Source organism: Mitsuokella sp. oral taxon 131 str. W9106 (assembly GCF_000469545.1).
Taxonomy (GTDB): domain Bacteria; phylum Bacillota; class Negativicutes; order Selenomonadales; family Selenomonadaceae; genus AWVT01.
In genome coordinates, this window is record NZ_KI273069.1 from 22,271 (window position 1) to 34,134 (window position 11,864).

The window sequence follows — 11,864 nt, forward strand, 5'->3', positions numbered from 1 at the left end:
TCCGGCATTTTCTTATTTGAATGGGAGGTGAAGCAATGTCTTTTACACATTTACATGTTCATACGGAATATAGTTTGCTGGATGGTGCGAGCCGCATTGGCGATCTGATTCGGACGACAAAAGAGCTCGGCATGGATTCCATTGCGATTACGGATCACGGTGCAATGTACGGCGTAATTGATTTCTATAAGGAAGCCAAGAAGCAGGGAGTAAAGCCTATCATTGGATGTGAGGTTTACCTTGCACCTGGTGCATGTCGGGAACGCAAAGAGGTAAATGGCGTACGTTACTATCATTTGATTCTTTTGGCGGAAAATCAGACAGGCTATCGAAATCTTGTCCAACTTGTCTCACAAGCAAATATTCAAGGCATGTACTATAAGCCGCGTATTGATAAAGATCTTCTGCGCAAGCATCATGAAGGGCTGATTTGTCTCTCTGCCTGTATTGCAGGTGAGATACCACGTGCCATATTACAGGACAATATGGCGTATGCAGATGCTCTCGTGAAAGAGTATCTCGACATTTTTGGCAGGGATAATTTTTTCCTCGAGATACAGAATCATGGACTTGCTGAGGAGCGCAAAACGAATGAAGGGCTTATCCTGCTGGCAAAAAAGCATGGTGTTGGGCTCGTCGCGACGAATGATCTGCACTACGTCCATCGCGAAGACAGTGAGTTCCATGATATCTTACTTTGTGTGCAGATGGGAAAAACGTATGATGATCCTGATCGTATGCGGTTTAATAGTGACGACTATTATCTGAAATCGCCAAAGGAAATGGCGGCACTATTTCCTGAAATTCCAGAGGCAATTACGAATACGGAACGAATTGCCGCCCGCTGTCAGGTTGATTTTGAGTTTGGGCATCTCCAGCTTCCGTATTACCCAATTCCGGAGGCCTATCCGGATGATGAGGCGTATCTTCGTGCACTTTGCGAGGATGCCATCCCTTCACGTTATCCTTTGTGCACGAAAAAGGTGCGCGAGCGGCTTGAGTACGAGCTGGGGATCATTCATCGCATGGGCTATGACAGCTATTTTCTCATTGTTTGGGACTTTATCCGATACGCTCACAAGGTCGGCATATCCGTAGGACCGGGACGCGGCTCTGCTGCAGGAAGTATCGTTGCTTATCTGCTGGGCATTACGAACCTCGACCCCCTTAAGTACAAATTGCTCTTTGAACGATTCCTTAACCCAGAGCGTGTGACCATGCCGGATATTGATGTTGACTTTTGCTACATCCGACGTGAAGAAGTCATTGCGTATGTCAAGAAACGATATGGTTACGACCACGTCGCACAAATTGTCACATTTGGTACGATGGCGGCAAAAGGGGCTATTCGCGATGTTGGGCGTGTGCTGGCACTTTCCTTTTCGGAAGTATCCGAAATTGCAAAGCTGATTCCAAATGAATTAAAAATCACGATTGATAAAGCGATTGCTGGCTCTAAGGAATTGCGCACGCTCTATGAGACGAATTCTACGGTGAAGCGCGTTATCGATCTTGCGCGCAAGCTCGAAGGGCTTCCACGCCATGCTTCGACGCATGCGGCAGGCGTTGTGATTGCGCGCAATCCATTGACAGATTACTTGCCTGTTTCCGTATCGAAAGGAACACTTGTCACGGAATTCGATAAGGATCACGTCGAAGAACTCGGTCTTCTAAAGATGGATTTCCTTGGGCTCCGTACATTGACGGTCATTAGTGATACGCTTTCCAATATTAAGGAAAGCCGACATAAAATGATTGACATCAATGCAATTCCCTTAGAAGACGAACAGACGGTCAAAATGCTCTGTGAAGGGCGAACGGGTGCGGTGTTTCAGATGGAATCTTCGGGGATGACAAATCTAGTACGCGATCTTGCCCCAGAGCGTTTCGATGATCTCATTCCGCTCGTCGCGTTATACCGACCGGGACCGCTTGGGAGTGGCATGGTCGAAGACTTTATTGCAGGGCGTCACGGGAAAAAAGAAGTCACTTATATGCATCCGCTCTTGGAACCGATTTTGAAGGAAACGTTTGGGGTCGTACTCTATCAGGAACAGGTTATGCAGATCGTACAAGTGCTTGCCGGTTTCTCACTCGGACAGGCTGATCTGTTGCGTCGTGCGATGGGCAAGAAAAAACATGAGATCTTGATGGCGCAGAAAGAGAATTTTCTAAAGGGCTGTGCACGTAATGGTGTGGAAACGGGTCTTGCCAATACAATATTCGATCTGCTGACGCACTTTGCTGACTATGGGTTTAATAAATCGCATAGTGCAGCGTATGCACTTGTTGCATGGCAGACAGCATACCTTAAAGCACACTATCCAGCAGAGTTCATGGCAGCGATGCTTACAAGCATCATCGATACACAAAAAGTACCCACATATATTGAACTTTGTCGTCACATGGGGATTTCCATTCTGCCGCCTGACATCAATTCCAGTTCAGCTTTCTTCAGTGTAGATGGAAGGGCGATTCGATTTGGCCTCGGCGCTGTGCGCAATGTTGGCGAAGCGGCAATTGAAGAAATGGTCAAAGCACGCAAGGAAGGTGGCCCGTTTCACTCTTTGTTGGATTTTTGCCGACGCATGGATATGCGAACGGTCAACAAGCGTGTCTTGGAAAGCCTTATCAAATGTGGCGCGTTTGACAGCATGGGAGCAAAGCGAAGCCAGCTTCTCGCAATCTTGCCTCGCGCAGTAACGGATGCATTGCAGCAACAAAAAGATGTGATGAGCGGTCAGGTTGGACTCTTTTCGATGGATACTGTGGAACAGGCGACAGAACTTCATCTGCCGGATATCGAAGAGGTTTCGCAAACAGAGCGATTGGAATGGGAAAAAGAAACGACAGGCTTCTATATCACGGGACATCCGCTCGATCCTTATGCAGATAAGTTGAAGAATCTATGTCGTTTAAGCGCACTTAAGGATGGCGAAGTCGGTGATAAGACGCTGGTTCGGGTCGGTGGGCTGATCGTCGAGTCAAAGCGCATCACGACGCGCAAAGGGGAAACGATGTGCTTTTCCAAGATTGAGGATTTCACGGAACAAGTCGAGGTTACGGTGTTTCCGCGTATGTTTTACCAGTATGTCAGGTTGCTCGAAGCCGACACACCTGTCGTAATACAGGGACGTACAGACGTATCGGATGATGGCGTCAAGATTCTTGCCGATAAGATATGGTCATTGGACGAGTATCTGCCTGAATATTACATTACGCTTCCGAATGAAGGACTATCTGAAGAAAAGCAAGCAAAGATGAAAACCCTTTTTGCTGTACATCATGGTGAACATGTGACGTATTTTCAGCAAAACGGGCATTGGCAGAAAGCTGTGGAACGATTTTGGCTTGATGATGAAGCAGAAACGCTTACAGCCCTGCAAGATCTCTTGGGGAAAACGGCCATTCGGAAGCGTTGACCCAGCAAAGCGTGAATGATAGAATGATTGGTGCAGAAAGCACGGATAGAGTACGTTTGGTTTTAGGGGCATATAAATTGATGCGATATAAAATAATTTGTAGCATTTTGCTTGTGAGCAGTATTGCCATAACGTCGTTTCTTTTCCCGTGGCATATGGCGGAGGCGGAAGCCCTTTTCCATATCCGCGAGATGAAGCGACCCAACGTGCCCGGGCTTGTTGTCGCAGCTGATGATGAACTCCCTGATCTTACAGCACGTTCTGCTATTGTCATGGATGCTGCAACGGGGCTTGTTTTATATGAGCGTGACAAAGATGCTAGACGGTATCCTGCGAGTACGACGAAAATCATGACGCTCATCATCGCGCTCGAAAACTCAGATCTCGATGACATGGTGACGGTGAGCAAACATGCTGCCGGTACGGAAGGGTCGACGCTTTGGTTGGAAGCGGGAGACGAAATCCGAATGGGCGATTTGCTTTACGGTATGATGCTTCATTCTGGAAACGATGCAACAGTGGCAGTAGCTGAACATATCGCAGGCTCAGTTCCTGCTTTTGCACGTTTGATGACGGAAAAGGCACATGAGATCGGTGCTGTTCATACAAATTTTATCAATGCAAATGGTCTTCCCGATGATGCGCATTACACGACGGCATATGATATGGCACGCATTGCCGCATATGGGTATCAACTTGATGGATTTGAGCAAATCGTCAGCACGAAAGAGGCTTCTTTCGCTTGGGTCAAGGATCAAACGCACCGCCTGCGCAATGAGAATCAAATGCTTTGGCTTTATCGTGGAGGCAATGGCGTCAAGACAGGCTATACGGATGCAGCGGGGCGTTGTCTTGTTTCTGCGGCGAAAGAAAATGGGATCCAGCTCGTTGCAGTCGTTTTTGACTCTGTTTATATGTGGAATGATTCCATCAAATTGCTCGATTATGGATTCTCATTGGTACGTCCCGCCCAAATTGTACGGGGGGGCGAACAAGTCGGAGAGATGATAATTTCAGGCGGACACGGAAGGATTCCCGTCTGCGCGGCACATGATTTGACGATTGCACAGCGAAAGGACAAGGAGGAGCAATATGAAAAAAAGCTTGTACTGGACGAAGTTTCTGCTCCTGTTGTTCGTGGTGATAAAGTCGGAAAACTGATGATCCTGCGGAATGGGCAGGAAATTGCTTCTGTCGATTGCGTTGCGGATGCGGATGTAGTGAAAAAATCCTTTTTTGCACGCATTGTTGCATACATAAAGTCTTTTGTAGGGAGGTGGAGCTGATGGAAGAGCGCCTGCAAAAGATCATCAGCAAGTCAGGGATTGCATCGCGAAGGGCAGCTGAAGCACTCATCAAAGAAAAGCGTATCACGATAAATGGCACGGTTGTCACAGAACTTGGCATAAAGGTAGACGCGATGCGGTGTACGATTGCCGTTGACGGAAGGATTATTGCACAAGAAGAAGAGCATGTCTACCTCCTGCTGAACAAACCGAAAGCATATCTTTCGACGGCAAAGGACGACAGAGGACGGCGCACAGTATTGGATCTTGTCCTAGGGATCGCGTTGCGAATCTATCCGGTTGGACGCCTTGACTATAATACAACGGGACTATTGCTTTTGACAAATGATGGTGCCTTGACGAACGGTCTCCTTCATCCCAAGCAAGAGGTCGAAAAAACGTACGTCGCTACCGTAAAAGGTAGGATTGATGAGACAGCGTTGCAACGTCTTCGAACGGGAATCTCTCTTGAAGACGGCGTGACCGCACCGGCAAAAGTACGTATGTTGGAACGGACAAATGGGCTGACGAAGATAGAAGTCATCATTCACGAAGGACGCAATCGGCAAGTCAGGCGCATGTTCGCTGCCGTCGGCTGTGATGTGAGGGCACTCATGCGCACAAATTTTGCAGGACTATCCTTAGATGGAGTAAAGTGCGGGGCATATCGTTTGCTTACCAAAGGAGAAGTAGATAGGTTGCGCCTGCTAGCGGGGCTTTTGAGATGAGCGAAATTCTTGTCGTAGGCGCTGGACCTGCCGGTATGATGGCGGCAATCAAGGCTGCTGAAAACGGAGCATCGGTTACGTTGCTCGAAAAGATGCGTATACCGGGACGCAAGATGATGATTACAGGAAAAGGGCGCTGCAATATTACGAATGCGGCGGATATTTCGGAAATCATCCGTAATATTTCTGGAAATGGTGTTTTTTTGAACAGCGCAATCCGTCAGTTTACGAATGAAGATGTTCGCACGTTCTTTGAGGGACAAGGAGTAGCGACGAAAGTTGAACGAGGAATGCGTGTCTTTCCCGTCAGCGACAAGGCAAAAGACGTTGTTGATGCGATGGTGCATCGCTTGCATGAATTGGACGTTCGTATTGAGACAGAGGTCGAGGCAGAGCATATCCAGGTGCAACATGGCTGTGTGTGTGGCGTACAGACCGTTTCAGGCACATGTTATCAGGCGGATGTCGTCATCGTGGCGACGGGCGGAGCTTCCTATCCGAAGACGGGTTCGACAGGGGACGGCTACCGCATGGCAAGAGAGCTCGGACATACGGTTGTCCCGCTTCGCCCATCTCTTGTACCGCTTGAGACAGAAGAGAAATGGGTACATGACGTCACGGGGCTTTCCCTTCGGAACGTACGCATAGGGCTTCTTGTGGATGGAAAACCTGCAGCAGAAGAATTCGGTGAAATGATGTTCACACATTTTGGTGTGACCGGTCCGATCATCCTTTCACTCAGCCGTACGGCATCCTTGTTTTTGGACGGGAAGCATGTCGTGGAGCTTGCGCTGAACTTAAAACCGGCTTTGACGCCAGAAAAGCTTGAAATGCGCATCATGCGTGACTTCGGGATATATAGGCGAAAGACGTTAAAAAATGGTCTCGTCGATCTTTTGCCGCATAAACTCATTGGGCCAATCTTAGATTTTGCTTACTTAGACCCTGAAAAACCGATTCATCAAGTGACGGCAAAAGAGCGGCATCGCCTCGTGGAGACGTTACAGGAAGTCGTTCTAACGATAAAGCAAACGCGCCCGCTCGCAGAAGCAATCGTAACGGCAGGAGGTGTTTCGGTCAAGGAGATCAACCCTAAGACGATGGAGTCGAAGTTCGTACGCGGATTGTATTTCGCTGGCGAAGTTGCCGATGTCGATGGTTATACGGGCGGCTATAATTTACAGGCAGCTTTTTCCATGGGATATGTTGCAGGAATCGCAAGTGCGCGGAGTGGCGAAAATGCATAGAGGAGAAATTACGGTATGGAAGAAACGAAGTGTATTGCATCAATAAAGCATGGGCTTAGAGGAGAAGTTCGCATCCCTGGCGACAAATCCATATCGCATCGCAGTGTCATGTTTTCCGCACTCGGCAGTACGCCTGTGCATATCTCAAATTTTCTTCATGCACAGGATTGTATGTCAACGGTTGCCTGTATTCGTGCACTTGGTGCTAAAGTCGATTTTCTGGGCGAAGATGAACTTATTGTCACGGGGAATGGACTTTACGGACTTTCCGAGCCACAGACGATTTTAGATGCAGGAAATTCGGGAACGACGCTGCGGCTCATGATGGGAATCTTAGCGGGGCAGCCATTCCTTTCGACGTTTACGGGAGATACGTCGCTACACACGCGTCCGATGAAACGCGTTATAAAGCCACTTCGTGAGATGGGCGCGCAAATATATGGGCGTGAGAAGAATACAAAACTACCCATTGCAATCGTGCCGATTGGAAAAAAACTTCATGGTATGGCATATAACAGCCCCGTTGCCAGCGCACAGGTCAAATCGGCCATTTTGCTTGCGGGACTTTTTGCGGATGCTCCGACGACGGTTATCGAGCCGCATGCCTCGCGTGATCATACCGAGCAAATGCTGCGGGCATTCGGTGTTCCTATTGAAACGAATCGTACGGCCGTAACGGTTCGTCCGATGAAGACCCTTGTTGCTCCACGATCCATTGAGGTGCCAGGCGATATCAGTTCAGCAGCGTATTGGCTTGTTGCAGGATCGATTATTCCGAAAAGCAATCTGATACTGAAAGGCGTCGGGATCAATCCAACACGGACGGGAATTCTCGATATCCTTCATGCAATGGGCGCAAGAATAACGATTCAGAACGAGCGAACGAGCGGAGGAGAGAAAGCAGCAGACATACATGTTGAGACGAGCATGCTCAAAGGTACGGAATTTGGTTCCGAAATCATGCCGCGCCTTATCGACGAGATTCCGATTTTAGCTGTTGCGGCACTTTTTGCGGAAGGAGATACCATCATCACGGGAGCGGGCGAGCTTCGCTTTAAGGAGACAGACCGTATTCAAGCAATTGCCGATCAGTTTAATAAGTTTGCGTCTGGCGCGATCGAAGACACGGAAAATGGTCTCGTTATACATGGGGGAAAAAGAATGCAACGTGCAACATGTTTTTCCTATGACGATCATCGCATCGCGATGTCGCTTGCTGTACTTGGCGCAGCGGGGCGCGGTGTCGAGATTGAACGACCCGATTGTGTGAATATATCCTATCCGACATTCTATGACACGCTGCTGCAGGTGAAGCAGAAATAGAGGAGGCGCGTACAATGAAAAGGCTTGTCGTAGCGATTGATGGCCCGGCTGGAGCAGGAAAGAGCACGGTTGCGCGAATTGCAGCTGAGAAGCTAGGCTATACGTATATTGATACGGGCGCGATGTATCGAGGAGTTGCATGGAAGGCACTTCAACAGAAACAAGAAATCACGGATGCGCTTATTCTCGACGTTGTGCGTGATATTGATGTAGACCTTCATTATGAAGGCGGTGCGACGACGGTGACAGTGGATGGTACGGATGTCTCGAAAGCGATTCGTACACCAAAAGTCAGCCACCTCGTTTCACAGGTTGCAAAACTCGGTCCCGTCCGTGAAAAAATGGTCGCTTTGCAGCGAAAGATGGCTGAGCGAGGATCTGTTTTGATGGACGGACGTGATATCGCGACGAATGTTCTGCCCCATGCAGACGTCAAGATTTACCTCACTGCGTCCATCGAAGAACGTGCGCGTCGTCGCTGCAAGGAACTTCAGGAGAAAGGACATGCGGTTCGTCTTTCAGATATACGGGCCGATATTGCAGCACGCGACAAAGCTGACATGGAGCGCGAAATTTCGCCGCTCGTACAAGCAGATGATGCGATGCGTCTTGATACAACAGGGATGTCGATCAATGAAGTCGTAGAGAAGATTTTGGAAATGTGCAGGTGAACTAGATGCTTTATTCATTGATGAAATTTTTGTTCAGTGTATTTTTTACCGTATTCTTTCGCGCCGACATTCGTGGACGAGAAAACATTCCAAAGGATGGTCCTGTCATCTTGGCTGCGAATCATATGAGCAATTTTGATCCTCCTTTTCTCGCGTGCTTTCTTGAACGCCCTGTTTGCTATATGGCAAAATTGGAGTTGTTTGAACATCCTGTATTCGGCTTAGCTATAAGGGCTTGCCATGCATTTCCTGTCAAAAGAGGTGCAGCGGACCGCGGTGCAATCAAAGCAGCAATTCAAGTGCTGAAGTCAGGCAAAGTCCTTGGTCTTTTTCCCGAAGGAACGCGAAGTCGTACAGGCAAGATGGGAAAGGCAGAAGCTGGAATTGGACTCATTGCAGCAATGACAGGAGCACCTGTTGTACCAGCATGCATTATCGGTACAGATCGAATCGGAAGATTCCCAAAACTCCGTTTGCTCATAGGGAAGCCAATACATTTTGAAGGAAATCGCAAGGATAAGGATATGCTTGCTGCGTTCTCGCAATCTGTGATGACTCATGTTATCGCATTGAAAGAAGGAGCTGCATTTAAGAAATAAAGATTTTATTTTGTTTTCCATAGCATGCTGGACAAGTAAGTGAAGACAGTACTATAATAGTGGCGGATTTTCGTATAGAATATACAGGTTTTGATAGAAAAAGGATGGTGAGGAAAATGGATGGTCACCCTGATATGTGTGAGCCAAATCGATGCTTCATCAAATACGGGAAAGTACGATACATTCTCCTGCTTAAAGCGTGAAGAAATGTATGAAGTGCTTCCACGTATGAAAGGAGACACTTCTATATGCTTCAGATTTATAAATCCATGGAAAGCGGTCCATTGCAGGAGTTAACCTTAAAGACGCTTGAAAAGGGGGCATGGATCAACATTGTCGATCCGACGCCGTATGAGTTGAAAGTTGTCAGCAATCTGACTGAGGTTGATCCAGACTTTTTGCGTTCGGCACTTGATGATGAAGAACGATCACATACTGACGTCGAAGAGAATTCGGTCATGGTTTTGACAAATGTGCCAGTATTTCGTGGTGGTGATAGCTATGATGCGTTGCCGCTTGCTATTATTGTGACAGATGAATATATCATAACAGTCTGCTTGGAGGAAACTCCCGTCGTAACCGAGTTCAATGAACGTACGTCACGACTCTTTCGTACCTACAAGAAAACACGGTTCCTCTTTCAGATCCTTTATAAATCTGCTACGTATTTTCTTCGCTATTTACGGCAGATTTCAAAGCTTTCAGACGAGATTGAGGATCAACTTCGTCACGATATGAAAAATAGTGAGATATTGCGTCTCTTGGAACTACAAAAAGGTCTTACGTATTTCAATGCGGCAATTCGCTCGAATGGTGCAGTGCTTGATAAGCTCCTAAGGATGCGAACCAATCATAACCTAGCACCTATTTTGAAGGCGTATGAAGAAGACGAGGATCTCCTTGAAGACGTCATCATCGAGAACAAGCAGGCACGAGAGATGGTTGAAATGTACAGCAAGATCTTGGCTCGTCTCGCCGATACGTTTTCCTCGATTATCTCGAACAATCAGAATCTCGTTATGAAATTTCTTGCTGCAGTGACGATTATTCTTGCGATTCCGACGGTTGTTTCCAGTTTTTTTGGAATGAATGTACCAGTTCCATTTGCGGAAAGCAGTCACGGTTTTTTCTATGTTATGTGTATCGCATTTGGCATCAGCATCACTATGACGTATCTATTATGGCGTCGGGATATGTTTTGAAAGGGCGGAATAAAGTTAGGAGTTTTATGATGCTTGTAGAATCCAAACTCAGGGATGGCGTCATCTACGGTGATGTAGAAAATGCAGAATACGTTTATATGCCAGGGGGTGAAATTGGTTTGGTTGCACCGATGTGTGTCTACGAAAATGATGGAAAGCGCGATGATGTCGATATCCATGAAGCATTACGACTCATACGCGTCCGAAGCTTGCAGCCTACGTATCATCCAATACTAGGAGTAAGTTCGTGTTAGGCGCGTTTTTGTCATATCGACAGCATTTTCTCGCAAATACGTCGAGAAATGTTGACAGTGGCAGATTGGTCGGCTATAATAACCGAAGAGCAAAAAGAGATTGTTGTAAACAACTGCTTTTAGACAAAGGAGACTGGAACCATGGCAAATAAGGACGTTATCAGCAAGGCAATTCTTGTAGACAAGGTGGCAGAGGCTGCCGGTACGTCGAAGAAGGATACGAAAGCCGTCATTGACGCACTCTTCGAGGTCGTGAAGGACAGCGTAAAGGCTGATGCGGAAATCCGCCTCATTGGCTTTGGTACGTTCAAGAAGTCGCATCGTGAGGCGCGTAAAGGGCGCAATCCGCAGACGGGTGCGGAGATTCAGATCGCGGCAAGTGACAGTTTGGCATTCAAGTCAAGCGTAAAATTCTAAAGAGCGGAATTATTCTTTGGATTAGCAGAGCTTCCTATGCGGATAAGCTCTGCTAATTTTTTTGCACTTGTAAAATTTTTTATAAAAAGGTATTGATTTTCATTATCATATATGCTATATTATATCTAGGCTTTCGTTCGGGCAGTAATTTGCTACGTGGATGCAGCGATTACCGCCTAAAGCTCTCCTAAGATATAATACACAGCAACGAACCCCTTCGCACTGCTCATGCGAAGGGGTTCGTTGTCGCTCGAATGCAATTTGATTGTAGATTGAAAAAAATTGACTGCTTTATAATGAACGCAAGGAAAGCATTATTCATCATTCAGATAATGCAAATATTTCACATGAGATTATCGAAGAGATGCGTAAGAAACATGGTGCAGTTAAAAATACATCGCATGAACATGAACGAAACACGGTTTATGTGATGCTATCTGATGCTGTTTTGCGCTCGAAATTGACCGATTTGCAGTACGCAGTGACGCAGAAAAAGCGAAAGAGCCACCGTTTCACAATACCTACGATCATGAGTTTTGTGAAGGAATTTACTGTGATGTGACGATGGAACAGCCACTTTTTGTTTCGACGGATCAGTACGATTCAGGAAGTGGATGGCCAACTTTTTCACGTTGTAGGTTTGTCAATCCTATATTACACTGAGCCAAATATTTTTCCAAGCATTTGTTTGGTGAATCCCAGCCCAGTGGACGCA

Annotated in this window: 10 protein-coding genes; all 10 read left to right on the forward strand. The window is 47.0% G+C overall.

The window, feature by feature from the left end; all coding sequences use genetic code 11:
* The first annotated feature begins 35 nt into the window (after positions 1-35).
* Positions 36-3,422, forward strand: a complete 3,387-nt coding sequence (locus tag HMPREF1985_RS09555) for a DNA polymerase III subunit alpha (protein ID WP_040637599.1) — start codon at positions 36-38, stop codon at positions 3,420-3,422.
* 23 nt (positions 3,423-3,445) lie between these two features.
* Positions 3,446-4,708 (forward strand): D-alanyl-D-alanine carboxypeptidase family protein, encoded by a 1,263-nt coding sequence (locus tag HMPREF1985_RS09560; protein ID WP_021772399.1) that lies wholly within the window; start codon positions 3,446-3,448, stop codon positions 4,706-4,708.
* Complete coding sequence (locus tag HMPREF1985_RS09565) at positions 4,708-5,436, forward strand: pseudouridine synthase (protein ID WP_021772400.1); 729 nt, start codon at positions 4,708-4,710, stop codon at positions 5,434-5,436. Before HMPREF1985_RS09560 ends, HMPREF1985_RS09565 begins: the two co-directional genes overlap by 1 nt.
* Entirely contained in the window at positions 5,433-6,683 is a 1,251-nt protein-coding gene (locus tag HMPREF1985_RS09570; RefSeq protein WP_021772401.1) for an NAD(P)/FAD-dependent oxidoreductase, read from the forward strand. The genes HMPREF1985_RS09565 and HMPREF1985_RS09570 overlap by 4 nt, the downstream gene beginning before the upstream one ends.
* Positions 6,684-6,698: 15 nt before the next feature.
* Positions 6,699-8,006 carry a 3-phosphoshikimate 1-carboxyvinyltransferase gene (aroA, locus tag HMPREF1985_RS09575; RefSeq protein ID WP_040637600.1) on the forward strand — a complete coding sequence of 436 codons (1,308 nt, stop codon included), beginning with the start codon at positions 6,699-6,701 and terminating at the stop codon, positions 8,004-8,006.
* Positions 8,007-8,020: 14 nt separating this feature from the next.
* A complete protein-coding gene (gene cmk / locus HMPREF1985_RS09580) occupies positions 8,021-8,677 on the forward strand; it encodes a (d)CMP kinase (RefSeq protein ID WP_021772403.1) in 657 nt (218 codons plus the stop codon).
* 5 nt (positions 8,678-8,682) lie between these two features.
* On the forward strand, positions 8,683-9,276 hold the full coding sequence (locus tag HMPREF1985_RS09585; protein ID WP_021772404.1) for a lysophospholipid acyltransferase family protein: 594 nt from the start codon (positions 8,683-8,685) through the stop codon (positions 9,274-9,276).
* 248 nt (positions 9,277-9,524) lie between these two features.
* A complete protein-coding gene (locus tag HMPREF1985_RS09590; RefSeq protein WP_021772405.1) occupies positions 9,525-10,478 on the forward strand; it encodes a magnesium transporter CorA family protein in 954 nt (317 codons plus the stop codon).
* A 395-nt stretch (positions 10,479-10,873) separates the two neighbouring features.
* A complete protein-coding gene (locus HMPREF1985_RS09595; protein ID WP_021772406.1) occupies positions 10,874-11,149 on the forward strand; it encodes an HU family DNA-binding protein in 276 nt (91 codons plus the stop codon).
* 546 nt (positions 11,150-11,695) lie between these two features.
* Entirely contained in the window at positions 11,696-11,812 is a 117-nt protein-coding gene (locus HMPREF1985_RS11845; protein ID WP_369758579.1) for a peptide-methionine (R)-S-oxide reductase, read from the forward strand.
* Positions 11,813-11,864 lie beyond the last annotated feature (52 nt).

Excerpts from the sequence above, each read along its gene's own strand:
- HMPREF1985_RS09555 (WP_040637599.1), top strand. The coding sequence starts at position 36 with ATGTCTTTTACACATTTACATGTTCATACGGAATATAGTTTGCTGGAT.
- HMPREF1985_RS09560 (WP_021772399.1), top strand. The coding sequence starts at position 3,446 with ATGATTGGTGCAGAAAGCACGGATAGAGTACGTTTGGTTTTAGGGGCA.
- HMPREF1985_RS09565 (WP_021772400.1), top strand. The coding sequence starts at position 4,708 with ATGGAAGAGCGCCTGCAAAAGATCATCAGCAAGTCAGGGATTGCATCG.
- HMPREF1985_RS09570 (WP_021772401.1), top strand. The coding sequence starts at position 5,433 with ATGAGCGAAATTCTTGTCGTAGGCGCTGGACCTGCCGGTATGATGGCG.
- aroA (WP_040637600.1), top strand. The coding sequence starts at position 6,699 with ATGGAAGAAACGAAGTGTATTGCATCAATAAAGCATGGGCTTAGAGGA.
- cmk (WP_021772403.1), top strand. The coding sequence starts at position 8,021 with ATGAAAAGGCTTGTCGTAGCGATTGATGGCCCGGCTGGAGCAGGAAAG.
- HMPREF1985_RS09585 (WP_021772404.1), top strand. The coding sequence starts at position 8,683 with ATGCTTTATTCATTGATGAAATTTTTGTTCAGTGTATTTTTTACCGTA.
- HMPREF1985_RS09590 (WP_021772405.1), top strand. The coding sequence starts at position 9,525 with ATGCTTCAGATTTATAAATCCATGGAAAGCGGTCCATTGCAGGAGTTA.
- HMPREF1985_RS09595 (WP_021772406.1), top strand. The coding sequence starts at position 10,874 with ATGGCAAATAAGGACGTTATCAGCAAGGCAATTCTTGTAGACAAGGTG.